Consider the following 24,650-nt stretch of genomic DNA (forward strand, 5'->3'; position numbering starts at 1 on the left):
CATACGCCACGTCAACAACAGCCGCCTCAGAGGAACTTGGCCTTGCCCGGCCCGTCCTCGACGAAGCTGCGCATCCCGATCTCCCGGTCCTCGGTCGCGAACAGCCCGGCGAACCAGTTGCGTTCGACCGTCAGGCCGGTCTCGATGTCCGTCTCCAGCCCGGCGTCGACGGACTCCTTGGCGGCCCGCAGCGCCAGCGCGGGGCCGGACGCCAGCCGCGCCGCCCAGTCGTGCGCCTGCGCGCGGACCTCCTCGGCCGGCACCACCCGGTCCACCAGGCCGATGGCGAGCGCCTCGTCGGCCTTGACGTGCCGGCCGGTGAAAATCAGGTCCTTGGCCTTCGACGGGCCCACCAGCCGGGCCAGCCGCTGGGTGCCGCCGGCGCCCGGGATCAGGCCGAGCAGGATCTCGGGCTGACCCAACTTGGCGTTCTCCGCGGCGATCCGGAAGTCGGCGCAGAGCGCCAACTCGCAGCCGCCGCCGAGGGCGTAGCCGGTGAGGGCGGCGACCACCGGCTTGGGGATCCGGGCCACGGCGGTGAACGAGTCCTGCAGGGCCTTGGCCCGCACGATCATCGCGGCGTGGTCCATGGCCTGCATTTCCTTGATGTCCGCGCCGGCCGCGAACACCTTCTCGCCGCCCCAGAGGACGACCGCGCGGATGTCGTCGCGGCGGCCGGCCTCCTCGGCGAGTTCGCGGAGCCGGTCCTGGGTGGCGATGTCCAGGGCGTTCATCGGCGGGCGGTCCAGGCGGATGGTGCCGACGCCGTCGGCGACCTCAAGATGCACAGTCATGCCGGCAGGTTAGTACGCGTTAACGCCCGCGCGCCGCCCCGCCTCCGGCCGTCCTGCCTTCGCGGCACCTGGCCGCCCGCGCCCCCTCTGCCTACGCCCTTACCCGGCCCGCCACTTGGCCCAGGAGAGGTTCCAGTCGCCGAAGCCGTTGTCGGGCTGGACGGTGCGGTCGTGCGAGTTCTTGACGATGACGAGGTCGCCGATGAGGGAGTTGCGGTAGAACCAGGCCGCGGGGGTGTCGGGGTCGCCGCCACCGCGCTGGTCGTAGAGGCCGACGCAGCCGTGGCTGGCGTTGCGGGTGCCGAACGCGGCCCGGCCGGACCAGTAGTTGCCGTGGATGAAGGTGCCGGAGGCGCTCAGCCGCATCGCGTGTGGGACGTCCTTGATGTCGTACTCGCCGCCGTAGCCGACGGTCTGGCCGTTCATCCGGGTCACCAGGCTCTTCTCGCTGATCACCATCTGGCCGTTGTAGGTCTCGGTGCCGGGGGCGCCCGCGGTGATCGGCACGGTCTTGAGGGTCCTGCCGTCGCGCACCACCGTCATCTGCTTCGTCCGGACGTCGACGGTGCTGACCTGGCTGCGGCCGACGGTGAACGAGACCTGCTTGGTCTGGGTGCCGTAGACGCCGGGGCGGCCCTCGACGCCGTTGAGGTCGAGGCGGAGGGTGACCTTGGTGCCGGGCGCCCAGTACTTCTCCGGGCGGAAGTCGAGGCGGTCGTTGCCGAACCAGTGGCCGACGATCGGGACGGCGGGCCGGGCGGTGACCGTGACGGCCCGCTCGACGGCCCGGGGGTGGGTGATGCCGCGGCTGAAACGGATCGAGACCGGCATCCCGACGCCGACCCGCTGGCCGTTCTCGGGGCTGTACTCGCCGATGAAGGTGTTCTTCGGGACGAGGGTGGTGAACGAGGCGTGCTCGGCGGCCTGTCGGCCCCGGCGGTCCACAGCCACCGCTTCGACGGTGTACCGCGTCGAGGCGCCGAGATGGGTGCTGGGCCGCCACAGGGCGCCGCCGCCGGATATCTGCCCGTCGACCTCGTTGCCCTTGGCGTCGGTGACCTTCACCGAACGCAGCCTCCCCTGCTGGGCGGTGACCTTCAGGGCGCCGTTGGTGGCCACGTCCCGGGCGCCGTCCCCGGGCGCTATCACCACGGCGGCCTGTGAGGCGGTCCCCGCCGTCGACCGCCCGCTCGGCGTGCCGTCGGCGTCGCCGCCGCAGGCGGAGACCAACAGCAGCAGCGGAGCGAGCAGCAGCGCGAGCGGACCGCCCGCGCGGCGCACCGGCGACCGGCGCACCGGCTCCCCCGGCATCGGTTGGACGTTCACGACTGGCCCCTTTCCCCCTCGCACGGCCCGCGACTGGCCCGCGCCCGGGCGACGCCGACCGGGTGCGTGCCGCTAGATAACCACATCGCACCGACAGTCAACTCCCCCCGCTGGTAGGCGTTTAGTCGCGTGCGGCGGGTGGGGCTGCGGGCATGCGTACGAGCGCCCGGTGGCTCGCGCCGGGGGCTCAGAACGGCCGGGGCGAGTTCACTTCCGCGCGCTGCCCGCCCGCCAGGCCGACCACGGCATGTTCCAGCCGCCCAGGCCGTTGTCGGCGGCGACGGTGCGGTCCGGGGAGTTGTGGACCACCACGGTGTCGCCGACGATCGAGTTCCGGTAGAGCCAGCCGGCCGGGGTGTCCGGGCCGCCGCCCCGGACGTCCTTCAACCCGACGCAGCCGTGGCTGGTGTTGAGGCCGCCGAAGACCCGCGGCGAGGCCCAGTAGTTGCCGTGCAGGAAGGTGCCGGAGCGGGTCAGCCGCATGGCGTGCGGCACGTCCGGGATGTCGTACTCGGTGCCGAAGCCGACGGTGTCCCCGTCCATCCGGGTCACCGCGTGCCGCTCCAGGATCACCATCGTCCCGTTGTAGGTGGGGTTCTCCTCGTTGCCGGCGGTCACCGGCAGGACGGCCAGTTGCCGACCGTCGCGGTGGACGGTCAGCGTGTGCCGGGCGGCGTCCACGACGCTGATCTGGTCCCGGCCCACCCGGTAGGAGAGGGTCTTGCGTTGGACCCCGTAGGAGCCGGGGCCGGTCCGCACCTCGCGCAGCCGCAGTTGGACGGTGAGGCGGGTGCCCGGCCGCCAACGGGTGCGGGGGCGGAAGTCCAGCCTCCGGTGGCCGAACCAGTGCGGGGCGATCTCGACGGCGGGCCGGGCGCTGACCGTGACCGCGCGCTCGACGGCGGCGCGGTCGAGCACCGGCCGGTTGAAGACCAGCGAGAAGATCAGGCCGGTGCCGACCGTGGTGCCGCTCTCCGGCGAGTAGAAGCCGAGGACGCGGTGCGCGGGCGCGAAGGTGGTGAAGGTGGTCCGCCGGCTGGTGCGACGGCCGGCGCCGTCCAGCGCGACCGCGTCCACGGTGTACCGGGCGCCGAGTTCGAGGGAGTCCGTCACCGGCCGCCAGATGGTGCCGTCCCGGGAGATCCGGCCGGCGACCGGCTGCCGGCCGCCGGCGGCGGTGCGGTTGACCTCGACCCGCTCCAACCGGCCGGTCGGCACCCGGACCTCCAGCCGCCCGTTGGCCCGTACGCCGCGCGCGCCGTCCCCGGGGACGATGCGGATCGCCTCCTCCGGGGCGGGCGGCGCGCCCCCGAGGAAGAGGTCCGGTTGGGCGCAGCCGGTCAGCGCCACCGCGCCGGTGAGCGCGGCCAGCAGCGCGCGGGTGGTACGGCTCAGGCGGTGCGGCCGGCGGCCCGTCGGCGCGCGGCCCGCGGCGCGGCCCCGGGGGGCGCCCCCTGGTCGGTGGTCCTGATGGCCGGTCATACGCCGGATTGTGACGGATGATGCGCGAGTTGGACGGTATGCCGCGTATCGGAATGTCATGGACGCGCCGCGGGCGCGGGCGGGGCGGCTCCGCCGGGCGCACCGCGGACCGCGGCGGGGCGGACCCGGGACAACGGAACTCCGCAGCGGCACCTTAAGCGTGAGGCAACGCCCGGTTGCGGGCAGAACAACGGTGCAGCACCGCACCGCGGGCGGCGGCCCCGCGCACGGCCGGGACGCCCCCGGCCGACGACCGGGCGCCACCGCCCGGACTTGAGCCCTTCAGCCGCAGGAGGCCGGCACGTGTCCAGCGCACCCGAGCAGGAGGCGGTGGCGGACCAACCGCTCGCCCCGCCCGCGGACGTCCGCCCCGGCAGCCCGACGCCCCTGGGGGCCCGCCACCGCACCGGGCCGGACGGGACCGCCGGCACCAACTTCGCCCTCTGGGCGGGCGGCGCCGAGGCCGTCGAGCTGTGCCTCTTCGACGACGAGGGGCAGGAGACCCGCTACGCCCTCACCGAGCTGACCCACGAGATCTGGCACGGCTTCCTGCCCCACGTCGGCCCCGGCCAGCGCTACGGCTACCGGGTGCACGGCCGCTGGGACCCGTGGACGGGCGCCCGTTGGAACCCGGCGAAGCTGCTGCTCGACCCGTACGCCCGGGCCGTGGACGGCGACTTCGGGACCCGCACCGAGACCGGCCCCACCGGTCCCGCGCTGCCCGCCCAGCTCTACGGGCACGTCCGGGACTGGCCCGAGCAGCACATCGCCGACACCGTGCGGGACGACCGCGACTCGGCGCCGCACGTCCCCAAGGGCGTGGTGGTCGGCGAGGACGACGACGGGGGCGACGAGTGGCGGGACGACCGGCGGCCCAAGACCCCGTGGCCGGATTCGGTCCTCTACGAGCTCCACGTCAAGGGCTTCACCATGCGCCACCCCGGCATCCCGGAGCGGCTGCGCGGCACCTACGCCGGCCTCGCCCACCCGGCGGCGCTCGCGCACCTCACCCGCCTCGGGGTGACCGCCGTCGAACTGCTGCCGGTCCACCAGTTCGCGCACGAGGACCACTTGGTGCGCCGCGGACTGCGCAACTACTGGGGCTACAACTCCATCGGCTATTTCGCGCCGCACGCCGGGTACGCCGCCACCGGGACCCGCGGCCAACAGGTCGGCGAGTTCAAGCGGATGGTGCGGGCGCTGCACGACGCCGGCATCGAGGTGATCCTCGACGTTGTCTACAACCACACCGCGGAGGCCGGTGAACGGGGCCCGACCCTCTCCCTGCGCGGCATCGACAACCGCGGCTACTACCGCCTCCCGGGGGACCCGCGCCGCTACGCCGACTACACCGGGTGCGGCAACACCCTCCACGTCGTCCAGCCGCAGGTCCTGCGGCTGATCACCGACTCGCTGCGCTACTGGGTCACCGAGATGGGCGTGGACGGCTTCCGCTTCGACCTGGCCGCGGCGCTGGCCCGTTCACTGCACGACGTCGACATGCTCTCCCCGTTCCTCGCGGTGATCGCCCAGGACCCGGTGCTGCGCCGGGTCAAGCTGATCGCCGAGCCGTGGGACGTCGGCGCCGGCGGCTACCAGGTCGGCGCCTTCCCGCCGTTGTGGACGGAGTGGAACGACCGCTACCGCGACACCGTCCGGGACTTCTGGCGCGGCGCCGCCCACGACGTCCGCGACCTGGGCTACCGGCTCTCCGGGTCCAGCGACCTCTACGCCTGGGGCGGCCGCCGCCCGTACGCCTCGGTCAACTTCGTCACCGCGCACGACGGCTTCACCCTGCGCGACCTGGTCAGCTACGAGCACAAGCACAACGAGGCCAACGGGGAGGACAACCGGGACGGCACCGACGACAACCGGTCCTGGAACTGCGGCGCCGAGGGCCCCAGCGACGACGCGGCCGTCACCGCGCTGCGCCGCCGCCAGCTCCGCAACCTGCTCACCACGCTGCTGCTGTCCACCGGCGTCCCGATGCTGGTGGCCGGCGACGAGCTGGGCCGCACCCAACACGGCAACAACAACGCCTACTGCCAGGACGGCGCGACCAGTTGGCTCGACTGGTCGCTGCTGGAGGACCCCCACTGGCGGGCCCTGGCCACCCTCACCGCCCGCCTGATCGCGCTGCGCCGCGCCCACCCGGTGCTCCGCCGCCGGGCGTTCTTCTCCGGCCGCCCGCAGCACCGCGGCGGCCTGCGCGACCTGGCGTGGTTCCGCGCGGACGGTACCGAGATGACCGAGGCGGACTGGTACGCTCCCGGCGCCACACTGGCGATGTACCTGTCCGGCAACGACATCCCGCAGCGCGACGCCCACGGCACCCGGGTCACCGACGACAGCTTCCTGGCCGTGCTGCACGCCGACCACCGCCCGCGGGACATCGTCCTGCCCGGCCTGCCCTGGGCGGGCGCCTACGAGCTCCTGGTGGACACCTCCGTCGAGCCGGGCGAGCCGGTCGAGTCGGCCGAGCCCGCCGGTCCGGTCGATCCGCCGGCGGACGGCGGGCCCGAACTCCCCGCGCGCGCCCGCCGGTTCGCGGCCGGCGCCGAACTCACCGTTCCGGAACGGACGGTGCTACTGTTCCGCGCGGTGCCGGGCTGACGGTACGGGCGCTCCGGGCCGGAGGCCGGATACCTGAATCCGCGTCAACACGCCATACGACAAGGCGTTTTACCGGCCCCGACTCATCTCGATCCGGCCGCTCCGGCGAAATCCGCGTGAGCGATGTCAGTGGGGCACCGTACGCTCGCGGGTGATGGCCACGACCATGCGTTCGACGTCCAGTGGCGGGCGGACCGGAGCGGTACGGCGCTCCGCGGTGCGCTCGCTCCTCCGCCTGTGGCCGTTCGTCCGGCCGGTGCGGGCGCGGCTGTTCACCGCCGCCGGCGTGGCGGTGGTGGCGTCGTGCATCTCGGTGGTCATCCCGCTGGTGCTCAAGTGGCTGGTGGACGGCCCGGTGGCGCACGGGGACACCGGCGGGGTGTGGCGCGGCGGCGGGTACCTGCTGCTGCTCGGGCTCGTCGAGGCGGCGCTGTTCGGGCTGCGGCGGTGGCTGGTGGCGCGCCCCACGGCCGCGGTGGAGGCGTCCATGCGGGACGCGCTCTACCGCCATGTGCAGCGGCTGCCGGTGGCCTTCCACGACCGCTGGGCCTCCGGACAGCTGCTCTCCCGTGCCACCACCGATCTCCAACTGCTGCGCCTGTTCCTGGTGTTCCCCATGACGTTCCTGCTGGTGAACGGCGCGACGATCGTGGTCGGCGGGGCGCTCCTGCTGGCCCAGCGGTGGACGCTGGGGCTGGTACTGATGGTGCCGGTGCTGCCGCTGATGGTGTTCTGCTCGGTCTTCCAGGCGAAGTACGGCCGGGCCGCCCGGCTGGCGCAGGACCAGGTCGGCGATCTGACCACGGTCGTCGAGGAGTCGGTGCTCGGCATCCGGATCATCAAGGGGTTCGGGCGGCACCGCAGCCAGGCCCGCGCGTTCCGGGAGCTGGCCGGCGCGGTCCGCACCACCGAACTGGCCAAGGCCCGGCTGCTGTCGGTGCTCTGGGGCGTGGGCACCCTCCTGCCGGAGCTGGCGCTGGCCGCCGCGCTGGTGCTGGGCACGGTCCAGGTGGCCGACGGACAGGTGTCCGCCGGCACCCTCGTCGCCTTCCTGTCGACCGCGCTGGCGCTGCGCTGGCCGGTGGACTCGATCGGCTTCCTGCTGGCGATGAGCAGCGCCGCGGCGACCGCCGCCGACCGGTACTTCGAGGTGCTGGACGAGCCGCCGCTCCAGGAGGACGGCCCGCCCCCGCGCCGGCCGGGCGCGCGCCCCGAACGGGCCGGCGGCGGGCTGGTCTTCGAGGGGGTGGAGTTCCGCTACCCGGATGCTCCCCCCGGGTCCCCGCCGACCCTGCACGGCGTCGATCTGCACGTCCGCCCCGGGGAGACGATGGCGCTGGTCGGGGCGACGGGCAGCGGCAAGACCACGCTCACGGCGCTGGTACCGCGGCTCTACGACCCCACCGCGGGCCGGATCACCCTGGACGGCCAGGATCTGGCCGCGCTCACCCGCGAACAGGCCCGGACGCTGGTCGCGGTGGCCTTCGAGGAGCCCACCCTGTTCTCCACGACGGTGGCGGAGAACGTCCTGATGGGCACCGCGGACGACACCGCGGACGACACCGCGCGCGGCACGGCGGCGGACCGCGCGGCGGATCTGCGGCGGGCGCTACGGGTGGCGCAGGCCGAGGAGTTCGTCGCGGCCCTCCCCCGGGAGGCGCACACCGAGGTCGGCGAGCAGGGGATGAGCCTGTCGGGCGGGCAGCGCCAACGGCTGGCGCTGGCCCGCGCGGTGGTCGGCCGGCCGCGGTTCCTGATCCTCGACGACCCGCTCTCCGCGCTCGACGTGCACACCGAGGCGCGGGTGGAGGCGGCGCTGCGCGAGGTGCTGGCCACCACGACGGCCCTGGTGGTCGCCCACCGGCCGTCCACGGTGCTGCTGGCCGACCGGGTGGCGCTGCTGTCCGGCGGCCGCATAGCCGCCGTCGGCACCCACCGCCAACTCCTGCGGGAGAGCGCGGAGTACGCGGCATTGATGTCGGGCGGCCCGGAGCGCGGCGCGGGCCCGGGGCGGCACGAGGGGGAGGGCGCGCGATGACGACGACGGAGACCGGGCGGCCGGCCGACGGCCCGGGGAGCCGACTTCCGGGGCGGCGGTCCGCCCCGCACGACACCGCGCCCGGCGCCCCACCCGACGCACCGGGCGACGCCCCGGACGCCGTGGCGGCGGACCTGCTGCCCACCCCCGAGGGCGCCTCGCGCGCCCTGTTGGGCTCCCTGCTCGCCCCGCACCGCGGCCGGGTGGCGGCGGCCACTCTCGCGCTGCTGCTCCAACAGGCCGCGGCGCAGGCCAGCCCGCTGCTGGTCGCCTATGCGCTGGACCGCGTGGTGCCGGCCCTACGGGCGGGCGACCGCGGCCCGTTGCTGATGCTGGCCGTGCTGGCGGGCCTGAGCGCCGTGGCGTCCGGCGGCCTCCAGTGGGTCTTCATCCGGCTCTCCACCCGGGCCGGCCAGGACGTGCTGCTGGACCTGCGCGGCCGGATCTTCCGGCACGCCCAGGCGCTCGGTCTGGACTTCCACGAGCGCTACACCTCCGGCCGGCTCATCTCCCGCTCCACCACGGACGTCGAGGCGCTCCGCGAGCTCCTGGAGGAGGGCCTCCAGGAGCTGGTCACGGTCGTCCTCTCGACGGTCTACATCACGGTGACCCTGCTCTGGCTGGACGTCGGCCTGGGCGCCGCGGCGCTGCTCTCGGCGGTGCCGCTGACGCTGCTGGTCAGGTCGTTCCGGCGCCGCTCGGAGCGGGCCTACCGCGCCAAGTCCACCGCCATCGCGGCGGTCATCGTGCGGATCGCGGAGACCCTGGGCGGCATCCGCCCGGTGCAGGCGTTCCGCCGCGAGCGGGCCAACGACGCGGCCTTCGACGGGCTCAACTCCCGCCACCGGAAGGTCAACGGCGACGCGATCCTGGAGATGGCCCGCTTCGTCATCGGCTCCCGCGCGGTGGCCAACACCGCGGTGGCCGCGATCGTGCTGTGGGGCGCCTACCGCGTCGCCGACGGCTCGCTCGCCCTCGGCGTGCTGGCCGCCGCGACGCTCTACCTCCGCCGGCTCTACGACCCCATCGACCGGCTGGGCGTCTTCCTCAACGCCTACGAGTCCGCGGCCGCCTCCCTGGAGAAGATCGCCGGGCTGCTGGCCCAGCGGCCGACGGTGGCCGAGCCGGCGGCCCCGCGCGCGCTGCCGCCCGCCGCCCCCGACCGGCCCGGCCGCGAAGTGGCCTTCCGCGGCGTCCGGTTCGGGTACCGCACCGGCGGCGAGGTACTGCCGCGCTTCGACCTCACGCTGGCCGCCGGCACCACCGTCGCGGTGGTCGGCGCCACCGGAGCCGGCAAGTCCACCCTGGCCCGGCTGCTCGCCCGGTTCCACGACCCCACCGACGGCCGGGTGGTGCTGGACGGCGTCGACCTGCGCGAGCTGTCCGGGGCCGAACTGCGCCGGGCGGTGGTGATGGTGACCCAGGAGGCGTTCCTGTTCTCGGGCACGGTCGCGGACAACATCGCGCTGGGCCACCCGGACGCCGACCGCGCGGAGATCGAGCGGGCCGCCCGGGCGATCGGCGCCCACGACTTCATCACCGCCCTCCCGGAGGGCTACGACACCGACGTCCGCAAGCGCGGCGGCCGACTCTCCGCCGGCCAGCGGCAGTTGGTCAGCTTCGCCCGGGCGCTGCTGGCCGATCCGGCGGTGCTGATCCTGGACGAGGCGACCAGCTCTCTGGACATACCGGGCGAGCGGGCGGTGCAGCGGGCGATGGGCGCGGTGCTGCGCGGCCGCACGGCCCTGGTGATCGCACACCGGCTCTCCACGGTGGAGACCGCCGACCGGGTGCTGGTGATGGCCGACGGCCGCATCGTCGAGGACGGCGCCCCGGCGGCGCTGATCGCCGGCAAGGGCCGGTACGCCGCGCTGCACCGGGCCTGGCGGGACAGCGTGGCCTGACGACCTCCGACACCGGCCAACTCCCTCTGCGCCACACGGTGTTGACCACCCCAAACCCACCAGAGCGTCCGGTTTACGGACACAGATTTCGCCCAACGGACGTTTTCCGGCCATTTAGTTGAACGGTGCCTGACAACCACGCGTCGACGGTGGCACTCTTCCCGGCAGTCGCGCCCCGGACCCCCACGGCACCGCCCCGGGCGGCCGCGACCCCGGTTCACCCCGCTTCACCACCCCCCACACACGCTCCACCGTTCTGCCTCGCTCTGCCCGGACGGCCCCTTCGCCGCCCGGCCCCCCCCTTGGCCGCCCGGCTCGTCTCGCGGCCCCGCAGAAGGAGTCAGTGTGAGAAGCACCCCCCATAGACCCCGCCCGCAGCGGCGCGCCGTGGCGACCGGCGCGCTGGTTGCGGTCACCGCCCTCCTGGCCGTCGGCGTCCAGGCGGGCACCGGCGCGGCCGCCGCGCCGCACCGGAACACCCCCGCCCCGCACGCCGCCCCCGCCGCCGGTGCGCTGCCCGCCAAGCTCTCCCCGTCGCAACGGGCCGAGCTGCTCCGCACGGCGCACGCCACCACCGACGCCACCGCCCGGCGGCTCCAGCTCGGCGCGCAGGAGAAGTTGGTCGTCAAGGACGTCGAGCAGGACGCCGACGGCACCGTGCACACCCGCTACGAACGCACCTACCAGGGGCTGCCGGTGCTCGGCGGCGACCTCGTCGTGCACACCGCCAAGGGCGGCGCCGTCAAGGCCGTCACCAAGGCCACCCGGGGCGCCCTCAAGGTCGCCTCCGTCACCCCGAAGGTCGCGCCGGCCGCGGCCGAGGCCAAGGCCGTCTCCGCCTCCAGGACGCTCGGCGCGAAGAAGGCCGACGCCCAGACCCCGCGCAAGGTGATCTGGGCCGCCGACGGCACCCCGGTGCTGGCGTACGAGACCGTGGTCGGCGGGAGCCAGGACGACGGCACGCCCAACCAGTTGCACGTCGTCACCGACGCCAACACGGGCAAGAAGCTCTTCCAGTACCAGGGCATCGAGAACGGCATCGGCAAGAGCGAGTACAGCGGCCAGGTCACCCTCGGGACGTCCGGCTCGGCGCCGAACTTCACGCTGACCGACACCGCCCGCGGCAACCACAGGACCTACAACCTCAACCACGGCTCGTCGGGCACCGGTTCGCTGTTCACCAACGCCACCGACACCTGGGGCGACGGCACCCCCAGCAACCCCGAGACCGCGGCCGTCGACGCCGCCTACGGCGCCCAGGAGACCTGGGACTACTACAAGAACGTGCACGGCCGCACCGGCATCCGCGGCGACGGCGTCGGCGCCTACTCCCGCGTGCACTACGGCAACAGCTACGTCAACGCGTTCTGGGACGACAGCTGCTTCTGCATGACCTACGGCGACGGCCAGGGCAACAACAAGCCGCTGACCGCCCTTGACGTGGCCGGCCACGAGATGTCGCACGGCGTCACCGCCGCCACCGCCGGCCTGGAGTACAGCGGCGAGTCCGGCGGCCTCAACGAGGCCACCTCGGACATCTTCGGCACCGCGGTGGAGTTCTACGCCAACAACCCCGCCGATCCCGGTGATTACCTCATCGGCGAGAAGATCGACATCAACGGCGACGGCACCCCGCTGCGCTACATGGACAAGCCGTCCAAGGACGGCGCCTCGGCCGACTACTGGTCGAGCGACGTCGGCAACCTCGACGTGCACTACTCCTCCGGCGTCGCCAACCACTTCTTCTACCTGCTGTCCGAGGGCAGCGGCCCCAAGGACATCGGCGGCGTCCACTACGACAGCCCGACCTACGACAACCAGCCGGTGCCGGGCATCGGCCGGGCCAACGCCGAGAAGATCTGGTTCAAGGCGCTCACCCAGTACATGAACGCCAACACCGACTACGCCGGCGCCCGCACCGCCACCCTCCAGGCCGCCGCCGACCTCTTCGGCCAGGGCAGCGCCACGTACAACACGGTCGCCGACACCTGGGCGGCGGTGAACGTCGGCTCCCGCACCACCCCGGGCGGCGGCGACAACGTCTTCGAGAGCACCGCCAAGGTGGCCATCCCGGACCGCGGTTCGGCGATCACCTCACCGATCACGGTCAGCCGCGGCGGCCAGGCCCCCAGCGCGCTGAAGGTGACCGTGGACATCAGCCACGCCTTCCGCGGCGACCTGGTCGTCGACCTGCTGGCCCCGGACGGCACCGCGTACCGGCTGAAGAACGCGAGCGCCTGGGACTCGGCGGCCGACGTCAGGACCACGTACACCGTCAACGCCTCGACCAAGGCCGCGAGCGGCACCTGGAAGCTGCGCGTGCAGGACGTCTACGCGGGCGACGCCGGCACCCTCAACGGCTGGAAACTGACGTTCTGACAGCGGTCAGTCACCTTCCGGTCACCGTGATGTGACAGGGCGGGTCAGCACCGGACGCATCCGCCCGATCACGACAACTGATCGACCGCACGGCCGTGTTGGGCGCCGTTCCCGGACCTCCGGGGGCGGCGCCCCACTCCGTTATCCGGACAACGCGCGCCCCTGGACGAACGATTTTCGGTCAACCTCTTAACAGAGTCCTGACATGCACCCGCTCAGCTGGCAGTCTTCCCGACGCATGTCACACCCGCATCGCTTTGCACCCCCACCACTTGGCAAAGTTGAAGGAGCACGCGTGACCCCCCACATATCCCGCAAGACCCGGGTGACCGGTGCCGCGGCCGCCGCTGCCGCCCTGCTCGTCGCCGGCATCACCGCGGCCGGCACCGCCGGCGCCTCGCCCGCCCCGGCCGCGCCGAACGGCGCCCCGCTCGCGCTCAGCACCTCGCACCACGCCGAGCTGATGCACACGGCGAGCGCCGCCGCCGCGCAGACCGCCGCGGCGCTGAACCTGGGGTCCCAGGAGAAGCTGGTCGTCAAGGACGTCGTCAAGGACGCCGACGGCACCGTGCACACCCGCTACGACCGCACCTTCGCCGGCCTGCCGGTGCTCGGCGGCGACCTGGTCGTGCACACCGCCAAGGGCGGCGCCGTCAAGGGCGTCACCAAGGCCACCGACAAGAAGGTCACGGTCGCCTCCACCACCCCGAAGATCGCCCCGAAGGCCGCCGCGCTGGCCGCCCAGTCGGACGCGACGAAGACCATCGGCGCCAAGAAGGCCGACGCCCAGACCCCGCGCAAGGTGGTCTGGGCCGCCAAGGGCACCCCGGTGCTGGCGTACGAGACCGTGGTCGGCGGCCTCCAGAAGGACGGCACGCCCAACCAGTTGCACGTCATCACCGACGCCAACACCGGCAAGAAGCTCTTCCAGTACCAGGGCATCGAGACCGGCGTCGGCAACAGCGAGTACGCCGGCAAGGTCGACCTGTCGACCAAGAAGGGCAGCAACGGCTACGAGCTGACCGACGACACCCGCGGCGGCCACCAGACGTTCAACCTCAGCGGCAGCGAGAGCGGCGACGGCAAGCTGTTCACCAAGTCGACCGACACCTGGGGCGACGGCAAGCCGAGCAACCCCGAGACCGCCGCCGTCGACGCCGCCTGGGGCGCCCAGGAAACCTGGGACTACTACAAGGAGGTGCACGGCCGCAGCGGCATCAAGGGCGACGGCAAGGGTGCCACCTCCCGCGTGCACTACGGCCAGAACTACGTCAACGCGTTCTGGGACGACAGCTGCTTCTGCATGACCTACGGCGACGGCCAGGGCAACAACAAGCCGCTGACCGCCCTTGACGTCGCGGGTCACGAGATGTCGCACGGCGTCACGTCCGCCACCGCCGGCCTGGAGTACAGCGGCGAGTCCGGCGGCCTCAACGAGGCCACCTCCGACATCTTCGGCGCCTCCGTCGCGTTCCACGCCAAGAACCCGACCGAGCCGGGCAGCTACTTCATCGGCAAGAAGATCGACATCAACGGCGACGGCAAGCCGCTGCGCTACATGGACAAGCCCTCCAAGGACGGCCAGTCCCTGGACAGTTGGACCCCGGACGCCGGCAACGTGGACGTCCACTACTCCTCCGGCATCGCCAACCACTTCTTCTACCTGCTGTCCGAGGGCAGCGGCCCGAAGGACGCCAACGGCGACCACTACGACAGCCCGACCGCCGACGGCTCGAAGGTCACCGGCATCGGCCGGGACAAGGCCGAGAAGATCTGGTACAAGGCGCTGACCACGTACATGACCTCGACCACCGACTACAAGGCGGCCCGCGAGGCGACCGTCAAGGCGGCCACCGACCTCTACGGCAAGGACAGCGCCGAGGTCAAGGGCGTCGAGTCGGCCTGGAACGGCGTCGCGGTCAAGTAACGTCACGTCACACCACAGGCGTCAACGGGCCGCGCACCGCGGCCGGTTGACCGCAGCGCACCACACCGGCGTGGCCGGGGGGACTCCCCCGGCCACGCCGGCTTTTTTCGGCCATGCCCCGGCGCCCGTCGGCAGGTCGCCACCGGTCCGTACTGCCACGTCCGTCGATCCGTACTGCCGAGTCCGTCGATATGGCCGATTCCGGCCCCGCAGGTGCTCTTGTACGGACTCCTGTGCGGCGAGAGGCTGCGGTGGTGGCGCCGACGGGCCCCGGCGCGGCGACGGACTTCCGCACACCGCAACTCCGCTGTGATCACACCGAGTTGAGGAGTCGCATGCCGAACCGTGTCGACACCGCTCCACCGCCGCCCTCCACGGCGGCACCCCGGGCCCCTGGGAGCGCACCGCGTGAGCGGCTACGAACCGGTAGTTCACATTCCCCCGGCTTTTCCGGCCGCCGCCCGCGGGAAGGCTCATTCGGTACGCCGTACCGCGCCCCCGGACGGCGGGGCCCGATCCGGCCCGCCGCGCCGTCCGCCAGCGGAGTGAAAGCGGACAGGAGCGCCCCTGCCCGCACCCCGCACCCCCACCACGGAGCCGATACAAAGGACAAAACCCCGCAAAGCATCACAATCCCCAGGTGAGCCCATGATCGGTCGCATCCCCGTACTGGACATCCGCCCGCAGATCGACTGCGGTCGCCGCCCGGCGAAGGCCGTGGTGGGCGAGACCTTCGAGGTCTCCGCCACGGTCTTCCGAGAAGGCCACGACGCGGTCGCCGCCAACGTGGTGCTGCGCAACCCGGCGGGCCGCTGCGGCCCGTGGACCCCCATGCGGGAGCGGGCGCCGGGCACCGACCGGTGGGCGTGCGGGGTCACCCCCGACGTCGAGGGGCGCTGGACCTTCACCGTGGAGGCGTGGTCCGACCCGATCGCCACCTGGCGCCGGCACGCCGGCATCAAGATCCCCGCCGGCATCGAGCCCGAACTCGTCCTCGCCGAGGGCGCCGACCTGCACGAGCGGGCCGCCGCCGAGGTCCCCAAGAGCGACGGCCGGGAGGCCGTGCTGGCCGCCGTCGACGCGCTGCGCGACCCCGCCCTGCCGGCCGCCGCCCGCCTGGCCACCGCGCTCGCCCCGGAGGTCACCGGCGCCCTCGACCGCCACCCGCTGCGCGAACTCCTCACCGTCTCCCGCCCGATGCCGCTGTTCGTCGAGCGCCGAAGAGCCCTGTACGGCTCGTGGTACGAGCTCTTCCCGCGCTCCGAGGGCGCGGTGACCGCCCCCGACGGAAGCGTCGTCGGCGGCACCCTGCGCACCGCCGCCGAACGGCTGCCCGCGGTCGCCGCGATGGGCTTCGACGTGGTCTACCTCCCGCCCGTCCACCCCATCGGCACCACCCACCGCAAGGGCCCCAACAACGCGCTCTCCGCGGGCCCTCAGGACGTCGGCTCCCCCTGGGCCATCGGTTCGTCGGCCGGCGGCCACGACGCGCTCCACCCGGACCTGGGCACCTTCGCGGACTTCGACCACTTCGTGCGCACCGCCCGCGACCTGCGGATGGAGGTGGCGCTGGACTTCGCCCTCCAGTGCTCCCCGGACCACCCCTGGGTCAGGCTGCACCCCCAGTGGTTCCACCACCGCGCCGACGGCACCATCGCCTACGCGGAGAACCCGCCGAAGAAGTACCAGGACATCTATCCGCTCGCCTTCGACGCCGACTTCCGCGGACTGGTCCGGGAGACCGAGCGGCTGCTGCGCTTCTGGATGGCCAAGGGCGTGCGGATCTTCCGGGTGGACAACCCGCACACCAAGCCGGTGGCGTTCTGGGAGAAGGTGCTCGGCGACATCAACCGCACCGACCCCGATGTGCTCTTCCTGGCCGAGGCGTTCACCCGCCCCGCGATGGTGCACACCCTCGCGCAGATCGGCTTCCAGCAGTCCTACACCTACTTCACCTGGCGCAACACCAAGCAGGAGCTGACCGAGTACCTCACCGAGCTGACCGGCGAGAGCGCCGGCTACCTGCGGCCCAACTTCTTCGTGAACACCCCCGACATCCTGCACGCCCACCTCCAGGAGGGCGGCCGCCCGGCCTTCGAGTCCCGCGCCGTCCTGGCCGCCACCCTCTCCCCCGCCTGGGGCGTCTACGCGGGCTACGAGCTGTGCGAGGCGACCGCGGTGCGGCCCGGCAGCGAGGAGTACCTGGACTCCGAGAAGTACCAACTCCGGCCCCGCGACTGGGAGACGGCGGCCCGCGAGGGGCGCACCATCGCCCCTCTGATCACCGCGCTCAACCGCATCCGCCGTCGCCACCCCGCCCTGCAGCAGCTGCGCAACCTGCACTTCCACCGCGTCGACAACGACGCCGTCCTCGCGTACTCCAAGCGCGCCGGGGACGGCGACGGGACCGACACGGTGCTCACGGTGGTCAACCTCGACCCGCACCACACCCACGAGGCGACGGTGTCGTTGGACATGCCGGAACTCGGCCTCGGCCGGCACGAGTCCTTCCCGGTGCGCGACGAGCTCACCGGCGACACCTACCACTGGGGCAGGGACAACTATGTGCGCCTGGAGCCGGGCAGCTCGCTGGCGCCCGCTCATGTGCTGTCGCTGCGACCGTCCTCACCGATCGGAGGGTCACCCAATTGATCGTCAATGAGCCTGTTCCCGACACGTTCGAAGACACCCCGGCGAAGGACCGCGATCCCGAATGGTTCAAACGGGCGGTCTTCTACGAGGTCCTGGTCCGCTCCTTCCAGGACAGCAACGGTGACGGCATCGGGGACCTCAAGGGCATCACGTCCAAACTGGACTACCTCCAGTGGTTGGGGGTGGACTGCCTCTGGCTGCCACCGTTCTTCAAGTCCCCGCTACGGGACGGCGGGTACGACGTCGCGGACTACACCGCGGTCCTCCCCGAGTTCGGCGACCTGGCCGACTTCGTGGAGTTCGTGGACGCCGCCCACCAGCGCGGCATGCGGGTCATCATCGACATGGTGATGAACCACACCAGCGACCAGCACCCGTGGTTCCAGGAGTCCCGCACCGACCCGGAGGGGCCCTACGGCGACTACTACGTCTGGGCGGACGACGACAAGCAGTACGCCGACGCCCGGATCATCTTCGTCGACACCGAGGTCTCCAACTGGACCTTCGACCCGGTCCGCAAGCAGTACTACTGGCACCGCTTCTTCTCCCACCAGCCGGACCTCAACTACGAGAACCCGGCGGTCCAGGAGGAGATGATCTCCGCCCTGCGCTTCTGGCTCGACCTGGGCATCGACGGCTTCCGGCTGGACGCGGTGCCCTACCTCTACGCCGAGGAGGGCACCAACTGCGAGAACCTGCCGGCCTCGCACGCCTTCCTGAAGCGGGTCCGCGCCGAGATCGACGCGCACTACCCGGACACCGTGCTGCTGGCCGAGGCCAACCAGTGGCCGGAGGACGTCGTCGACTACTTCGGCGACTACGGGGTCGGCGGCGACGAGTGCCACATGGCCTTCCACTTCCCGGTCATGCCGCGGATCTTCATGGCGGTGCGCCGGGAGTCGCGCTACCCGGTCTCGGAGATCCTCGCCAAGACCCCGGCGATCCCGTCCGGCTGCCAGTGGGGCGTCTTCCTGCGCAACCACGACGAGCTGACCCTCGAAATGGTCACGGACGAAGAGCGCGACTACATGTACGCGGAATACGCCAAGGACCCGCGGATGCGCGCCAACATCGGCATCCGCCGCCGGCTGGCCCCGCTGCTGGACAACGACCGCAACCAGATCGAGCTGTTCACCGCCCTGCTGCTGTCGCTGCCCGGTTCGCCGATCCTCTACTACGGCGACGAGATCGGCATGGGCGACAACATCTGGCTCGGCGACCGGGACGCGGTGCGCACCCCGATGCAGTGGACCCCGGACCGCAACGCCGGCTTCTCCTCCTGCGACCCCGGCCGGCTGTTCCTGCCGACGATCATGGACCCGGTCTACGGCTACCAGGTCACCAACGTCGAGGCCGCCATGAGCTCACCCTCGTCGCTGCTGCACTGGACCCGCCGGATGATCGAGATCCGCAAGCAGAACCCGGCCTTCGGACCCGGCAGCTACACCGAACTGCCGTCGTCCAACCCCGCGGTGCTGGCCTACCTCCGGGAATCCCCGGGCAAGGACGGCACCGACGACGACCTGGTGCTGTGCGTGAACAACTTCTCCCGCTTCGCCCAGCCCACGGAGCTGGACCTCCAGGCGTTCAGCGGTCGCCACCCGGTGGAACTCATCGGCGGCGTCCGCTTCCCGGCGATCGGCAAGCTGCCGTACCTGCTGACCCTGGCGGGCCACGGCTTCTACTGGTTCCGGCTCCGCAGGAGCGGGCACCACGCCGGCTAGCCGACCGTGCCACCACCGGGCACGGGCCCCGTGAAGACCCGCGCCCGTACGCGACCGAGCCGCGCGTACGGGCGTTTTTCGACCTTTCGCCAGGGCACCCTCCCGGTACCGCTCGGGCCGGGCGGGCCTTGGTCGGCCCCCTCGGCCCGTCATGCGGGGCCTCCTGCTCGACGGGGCCCGGGCGACGCCACCGAGCAGCGAAGCGAACGCCGAGAAACGCCGGGAACGCGCGCGTAAGGACGATCTCGCCCGACACGTCCCACACCACCGCACCGTAAAGGCCGCATTCCGGGACACTTTGCCCTGTCTGTCGTGTGCCCGGGGAAAGGACGCGACGCCATGTCGGACACCGCCTCGACCCGCGCCACCCGCCACGCCCCCGACCGCTCGCCGGTCGCCGCACCCGATCTGCTCTCCTCGTTGGCGCCGCTGCTGGCCGAATGGGTGCCGCGGCAGCGGTGGTTCGCCGGCAAGGGCCGGCTGCTCACCGGCTTCGCGCTGGTCTCGGCGACCGAACTGCTGCCGGGCTCCGGCGAGGGCGGCGCACCCGGACTGCTCCACCTGCTGGTCCGTGCCCAGCAGAGCGCCCCGCCCAGCCGCACCCCGGCCGGCGGCGACTGCTACCAACTGCTGCTGGGCACCCACCCCGCGCCGCCGCCGCACCTGGCGCCCGCGGTGGTCGGCCGCCCGGCCGGCGGCCCGCTGCGCGGCCGCACCGTCTACGACGCGCTGCTGGACAACCGGCTGTGCGGGCTGCTGCTGGAGCGGCTGCGGGTGCCCGGCCGGATCGGCGCGCTGCGCTTCTGCCGCGAGTCGGGCCTGGACATCCCCTCCGGGCTCACCGCCCGGCCGATCGCCGTGGAGCAGTCCAACTCCTCGGTCGTCTACGGCGATACGTTCATCCTGAAGGTCTTCCGGCGGATCGAGCCGGGGATCAATCCGGACCTGGAGCTGCCGCGGGCGCTGGCGGCCGCCCGGTGCGCCCGGGTGCCGGCGCCCGCCGCGTGGTTCGAGTCGGTGCCCGGTGAGGGCGGCGAGGCGACCACCCTGGGCGTGCTCCAGCCGTTCCTCGCCGGCTCCACCGACGGCTGGCAGTTGGCCCTCAACGCCCTCGCGGTACGGGCCGACTTCACGCGCTCGGCGCGGGCGCTGGGCCACGCCACCGCCGAGGTGCACACCGCGCTCGCCCAGGCCCTGCCGACCACCGAGCTGCGCCGCCCGCAGTTGGACGCGATCGCCGCCCAGATGAACGAGCGGCTGGAGTCCACCGCCCGCGCGGTGCCGGTGCTCCAGCCCTACCGGGCGCCGCTGCGGGCCGCGTTCGACGCGCTCGCCGCGATGAGGCACGACGGCCGGAGCTGGGCCGCCCAGCGCATCCACGGCGATCTGCACCTGGGGCAGACCCTGCGCACCGCCGAGGGCGGCCGCTGGGCGCTGATCGACTTCGAGGGCGAACCGGCGCGGCCGCTGGTCGAGCGGCGCCGCCCGCAACCGGCCGTCCGCGATGTCGCCGCGATGCTCCGCTCGTTCGACTACGCGGCCCGCAGCGGGCCGGCCGGCGGCGACCCGTGGGCGCTGGACTGGGCCCGCCGCACCCGCGCCGCGTACTGCCTGGGCTACGCCGAGGCCGGCGGCCCGGACCCGCGCGCGGCCCCCGAGTTGATGCGCGCCTACGAGACCGACAAGGCCGTCTACGAGGTGCTGTACGAGGCCCGGCACCGGCCCGACTGGCTGGCGGTGCCGATGGCGGCGATCCGGCGGCTGGCGGCCCCCGGCGACCAGGGGGCCGGCTGAACCCCGCGCCCGGCCGTCCCGTACGCCGCCCGTCGCCCGCCGCCCGTCGCCCGCACCGACCGACCGATCCCCGCCCGAGGAGGCCCCGCCCGTGACTGCCCGCCCGTCCCCTCCCCCTCCCGCCCCGGACGGCGCCTCGCCCGCGTCGCCGCCGTCCCGGACCGCCACCGCCCCCGCGCCCGCCCCCGCGCCGAGTGCGCCGTCGACCGGCGGCGGTTCCGGAGTGCGCCGCGCCGAGCCGCTGTCCGCGGAGGACCGCGGGCGGCTGCTCGCCGGGGCGCACCACGACCCGCACGCCCTGCTCGGCGCCCATCCGGTGCCCGGCGGGCTGCGCTTGCGCACCCTGCGGCCGCACGCCGAGTCCGTCACGGTCATGGCGCCGGGGCTGCGGGTGCCGCTGCGCTCCGAGGGGGACGGGCTGTTCGCGGGGGTGCTGCCGCTGCGCGAGATCCCCGACTACCGGCTGCGGGTCGACTACGGCGACACCGCACTGACCGTGCGGGACCCATACCGCTTCCTGCCCGCGGTCGGCGAGTTGGACCTGCACCTGTTCCGGGAGGGCCGGCACGAGGAGCTGTGGCGGGCGCTCGGCGCGCGGGTGATGACGCACCAGGGGGCGACCGGCACCCGCTTCACCGTGTGGGCGCCCAACGCCCAAGGGGTGCGGGTGGTGGGGAACTTCAACTACTGGGACGGCACCGGCTCCCCGATGCGGTCGCTGGGCTCGTCCGGGGTGTGGGAGCTGTTCCTGCCCGGTCTCGGCGAGGGCGAGCTCTACAAGTTCGAGATCACCCGGCCGGACGGGACCCGGACGGTGCGGGCCGACCCGATGGCCCGGCGCACCGAGTGCCCGCCGGCCACCGCCTCGGTGGTGCACGACTCGCACTACACCTGGCGGGACGAGGCATGGCTGGAGCGGCGCGGCGAACGGCCCGTGCACACCGCGCCGTTCTCCGTCTACGAGCTGCACCTGCCCTCCTGGCGCCCCGGGCTGACCTACCGCCAACTGGCCGCGCAACTCCCCGGCTACGTCAAGGACCTGGGCTTCACCCACGTCGAGTTCATGCCGGTCGCCGAGCACCCCTTCGGCGGCTCCTGGGGCTACCAGGTGACCGGCTTCTACGCGCCGACGGCCAGGATGGGCACCCCCGACGACTTCAAGTTCCTCGTCGACGCCCTGCACCGCGCGGGCATCGGCGTCCTGATGGACTGGGTGCCGGCGCACTTCCCGCGGGACGACTGGGCGTTGGCGGAGTTCGACGGGCGGCCGCTGTACGAGCCAGGGGACCCGAACCGGGCCGCCCATCCGGACTGGGGGACGCTGGAGTTCGACTACGGCCGCACCGAGGTGCGCAACTTCCTCGTCGCCAACGCGGTGTACTGGTGCGAGGAGTTCCACATCGACGGCCTGCGGGTGGACGCGGTCGCCTCGATGCTCTACCTCGACTACTCGCGCGAGGACGGCGGTTGGACGCCGAACGCGCACGGCGGGCGGGAGAACCTCGACGCGGTCGCGTTCCTCCAGGAGATGAACGCGACGGTCTACCGGCGCTGTCCCGGCGTGGTCACCATCGCCGAGGAGTCCACCGCCTGGGACGGCGTCACCCGCGCCACCCACCACGTCGGCCCGGGCGGCTTCGGCGGGCTGGGCTTCGGGCTGAAGTGGAACATGGGGTGGATGCACGACTCGCTCGGCTACGTCGAGAAGGAGCCGGTGCACCGCAAGTACCACCACGGCGAGATGACCTTCTCGATGATCTACGCCTACTCCGAGAACTACGTGCTGCCGATCTCGCACGACGAGGTGGTGCACGGCAAGCGCGCGCTGGTGTCGAAGATGCCCGGCGACTGGTGGCAGCAGCGCGCCAACCACCGGGCGTACCTGGGCTTCATGTGGGCCCACCCGGGCAAGCAACTGCTCTTCATGGGGCAGGAGTTCGCCCAGGGCGCGGAGTGGGCCGAGAGGCACGGCCCGGACTGGTGGCTGCTGGACCCGTCCTACGAGGCGGAGCCGGACCACCGGGGCGTGCGCGACCTGGTCCGCGAGCTGAACCGCCGCTACGCGGCCACGCCCGCGCTGTGGGAACGGGACACCGACCCGGAGGGCTTCTGTTGGATCGACGCGGACGCGGGCGAGGACAACGTCTTCGCCTTCCTGCGGTTCGCCGCAGGGGGGCACCTCCCAGGCCGTCCAGGCTCTGGGGGAGGGCGCCCGCTGATCGCGGTCAGCAACTTCTCGCCCGTGGTCCGGCACGGCTACCGGCTGGGCGTCCCCGGCGACGTGCCCGTCTGGCGGGAGGTGCTGAACACCGACGACCCGCGCTACGGCGGCAGCGGCGTCGCCAACCCCGAACCGCTCAAGACCGAGCCGGTCGCCTGGCACGGCCGCCGCACCTCGATCCCGGTGGTGCTGCCGCCGCTGGCGACGCTCTGGCTTACGCCGGCGTAAGACGGGCCCGACGGGCGGCCGTCGGGCGGTACGCGGAAGGGGCGGGCGCGCGCGGCGCCCGCCCCTTCTCCCCTCCTGCGCCCCGAGGGCACCGCCCGGCGCGGGCCGGGCGGCGGGTCAGACCGCGGCGGACGCCCTGCCGGCGTCGGCCGGGGCGGCGGGGGCGTCGTCGGCCGGCGCGCCGTGGTCGTCGGCGGTCAGCGTCCGCTCGTCGAACGGCAGCCGGCCGGCGAGCACTTCGCCGACCCGCTCCTTGTCGATCTCCTTGGTCCAGGTGCCGATCAGGATGGTGGCCACCGCGTTGCCGGCGAAGTTGGTCATCGCCCGGGCCTCGCTCATGAAGCGGTCGATGCCGACGATCAGCCCGACGCCGTCGACGAGTTCGGGGCGGTGCGACTGGAGGCCGCCGGCCAGCGTCGCCAGGCCCGCGCCGGTGACCCCGGCCGCCCCCTTGGACGCGATGATCATGAAGACCAGGAGGGAGACCTGCTGGCCGAGGGAGAGCGGCTTGTCCATCGCCTCGGCGACGAACAGCGCGGCCATGGTCAGGTAGATGGCGGTGCCGTCGAGGTTGAAGCTGTAGCCGGTCGGCACGGTGATGCCGACGACCGGGCGGCTGACGCCCAGGTGCTCCATCTTCGCGATCAGCCGGGGCAGCGCCGACTCCGAGGAGGAGGTCGACAGGATCAGCAGGAACTCCCGGCCCAGGTACTTCAGCAGCGCGAGCACGTTCACGCCGGCGACCAGCCGGAGCAGCGTGCCCAGCACGACGACGACGAAGAGCAGGCAGGTCAGGTAGAAGCCGACCATGATGACGGCCAGCGACTTCAGCGCGGCCACTCCGGTGGCGCCGACCACCGCGGCCATCGCGCCGAACGCCCCCACCGGCGCCGCCCACATGATCATCGACAGCACCCGGAAGACCAGCTTCTGGACGTGGCCTATGCCGCGCAGCACCGGCGCCCCGGCCGGGCCGAGCGCCTGGAGCCCGAAGCCGACCAACAGCGCCACCAGCAGGGTCTGGAGCACCTCGCCCTGGGTGAGCGCGGAGACCAGGGAGGTCGGGATGATGCCGAGCAGGAAGTCGGTGGTGGACTCGTGGGCTCCGGCGGTCTGGGCCTGGCCGGCGTGCCGGAGCGCGTCGGTCAGGTGCAGGCCGGAACCGGGGTCGAGGAGGTTGCCGACGAGCAGGCCGATGGCGAGCGCGACGGTGGACATCACCATGAAGTAGCCCAGGGCCAGCCCGCCGACCGCACCGACCTTGGCCGCCTTCCGGACCGAGCCGATGCCCAGCACGATCGTGCAGAAGATGACGGGCGAGATCATCATCTTGATGAGGTTGACGAACCCGGTGCCGACCGGCTTGAGCTGCACCGCGAAGCCGGGCGCGACCAGGCCCACGGCGATGCCGAGCAGCACCGCGCCGATCACGGCGAGGTACAGGAAGTGGGTCCGGTCCCGCTTGGCCGGTGGGGCGTCCTCGGCGGCGCCCCGGGACGACGGGGTCTGTGCGGCCACGGCTGGCCTGCCTTTCTGACGGGGGCACGGTTCCGGGCCGCTTTCTGCGG

General features: G+C 73.0%; 13 protein-coding genes. 9 read left to right on the plus strand and 4 right to left on the minus strand.

Annotated features, from left to right (window positions below):
• Positions 1-26: 26 nt before the first annotated feature.
• From ACIQU6_RS01915 to ACIQU6_RS01925, 3 genes are all read right to left on the minus strand, one after another.
• The gene (locus ACIQU6_RS01915; protein ID WP_403479674.1) at positions 27-794 is read right to left on the minus strand and encodes an enoyl-CoA hydratase/isomerase family protein; all 768 of its coding nucleotides are present in this window, start codon (positions 792-794) and stop codon (positions 27-29) included.
• Positions 795-893: 99 nt separating this feature from the next.
• The gene (locus ACIQU6_RS01920) at positions 894-2,120 is read right to left on the minus strand and encodes an Ig-like domain-containing protein (protein WP_403479675.1); all 1,227 of its coding nucleotides are present in this window, start codon (positions 2,118-2,120) and stop codon (positions 894-896) included.
• A 207-nt stretch (positions 2,121-2,327) separates the two neighbouring features.
• Positions 2,328-3,602, minus strand: a complete 1,275-nt coding sequence (locus ACIQU6_RS01925) for an Ig-like domain-containing protein (RefSeq protein ID WP_403479676.1) — start codon at positions 3,600-3,602, stop codon at positions 2,328-2,330.
• 303 nt (positions 3,603-3,905) lie between these two features.
• Between ACIQU6_RS01925 and glgX the strand changes: the two genes are divergently transcribed.
• The 9 genes from glgX (at position 3,906) to glgB (ending at position 23,082) form a co-directional block, all read left to right on the plus strand.
• Positions 3,906-6,215: a glycogen debranching protein GlgX gene (gene glgX / locus ACIQU6_RS01930; protein WP_403479677.1), complete on the plus strand. Its 2,310-nt coding sequence runs from the start codon at positions 3,906-3,908 to the stop codon at positions 6,213-6,215.
• Positions 6,216-6,369: 154 nt separating this feature from the next.
• Positions 6,370-8,253: an ABC transporter ATP-binding protein gene (locus ACIQU6_RS01935; protein WP_403479678.1), complete on the plus strand. Its 1,884-nt coding sequence runs from the start codon at positions 6,370-6,372 to the stop codon at positions 8,251-8,253.
• The gene (locus tag ACIQU6_RS01940; RefSeq protein WP_403479679.1) at positions 8,250-10,157 is read left to right on the plus strand and encodes an ABC transporter ATP-binding protein; all 1,908 of its coding nucleotides are present in this window, start codon (positions 8,250-8,252) and stop codon (positions 10,155-10,157) included. Before ACIQU6_RS01935 ends, ACIQU6_RS01940 begins: the two co-directional genes overlap by 4 nt.
• Before the next feature lie 387 nt (positions 10,158-10,544).
• Complete coding sequence (locus ACIQU6_RS01945) at positions 10,545-12,536, plus strand: M4 family metallopeptidase (protein ID WP_403479680.1); 1,992 nt, start codon at positions 10,545-10,547, stop codon at positions 12,534-12,536.
• Positions 12,537-12,831: 295 nt separating this feature from the next.
• On the plus strand, positions 12,832-14,463 hold the full coding sequence (locus tag ACIQU6_RS01950) for a M4 family metallopeptidase (RefSeq protein ID WP_403479681.1): 1,632 nt from the start codon (positions 12,832-12,834) through the stop codon (positions 14,461-14,463).
• A gap of 648 nt (positions 14,464-15,111) precedes the next feature.
• Positions 15,112-17,115: a maltotransferase domain-containing protein gene (locus ACIQU6_RS01955; protein ID WP_403479682.1), complete on the plus strand. Its 2,004-nt coding sequence runs from the start codon at positions 15,112-15,114 to the stop codon at positions 17,113-17,115.
• Positions 17,112-18,839: a maltose alpha-D-glucosyltransferase gene (gene treS / locus ACIQU6_RS01960; RefSeq protein ID WP_403479683.1), complete on the plus strand. Its 1,728-nt coding sequence runs from the start codon at positions 17,112-17,114 to the stop codon at positions 18,837-18,839. Before ACIQU6_RS01955 ends, treS begins: the two co-directional genes overlap by 4 nt.
• A gap of 339 nt (positions 18,840-19,178) precedes the next feature.
• Complete coding sequence (locus ACIQU6_RS01965) at positions 19,179-20,633, plus strand: phosphotransferase (RefSeq protein WP_403479684.1); 1,455 nt, start codon at positions 19,179-19,181, stop codon at positions 20,631-20,633.
• A gap of 91 nt (positions 20,634-20,724) precedes the next feature.
• Complete coding sequence (gene glgB, locus ACIQU6_RS01970; RefSeq protein ID WP_403479685.1) at positions 20,725-23,082, plus strand: 1,4-alpha-glucan branching enzyme; 2,358 nt, start codon at positions 20,725-20,727, stop codon at positions 23,080-23,082.
• 117 nt (positions 23,083-23,199) lie between these two features.
• Here glgB and ACIQU6_RS01975 read toward each other — a convergent pair whose 3' ends face one another.
• A complete protein-coding gene (locus ACIQU6_RS01975) occupies positions 23,200-24,600 on the minus strand; it encodes a cation:dicarboxylate symporter family transporter (RefSeq protein ID WP_403479686.1) in 1,401 nt (466 codons plus the stop codon).
• Positions 24,601-24,650: the final 50 nt, after the last annotated feature.

It is taken from the genome of Streptomyces sp. NPDC090442, from assembly GCF_044769405.1.
Lineage (GTDB): Bacteria > Actinomycetota > Actinomycetes > Streptomycetales > Streptomycetaceae > Streptomyces.

Coding starts and splice junctions, on each gene's coding strand:
- ACIQU6_RS01915 (WP_403479674.1), bottom strand. CDS start 794: ATGACTGTGCATCTTGAGGTCGCCGACGGCGTCGGCACCATCCGCCTG.
- ACIQU6_RS01955 (WP_403479682.1), top strand. CDS start 15,112: ATGATCGGTCGCATCCCCGTACTGGACATCCGCCCGCAGATCGACTGC.
- ACIQU6_RS01935 (WP_403479678.1), top strand. CDS start 6,370: ATGGCCACGACCATGCGTTCGACGTCCAGTGGCGGGCGGACCGGAGCG.
- ACIQU6_RS01925 (WP_403479676.1), bottom strand. CDS start 3,602: ATGACCGGCCATCAGGACCACCGACCAGGGGGCGCCCCCCGGGGCCGC.
- ACIQU6_RS01965 (WP_403479684.1), top strand. CDS start 19,179: ATGTCGGACACCGCCTCGACCCGCGCCACCCGCCACGCCCCCGACCGC.
- ACIQU6_RS01940 (WP_403479679.1), top strand. CDS start 8,250: ATGACGACGACGGAGACCGGGCGGCCGGCCGACGGCCCGGGGAGCCGA.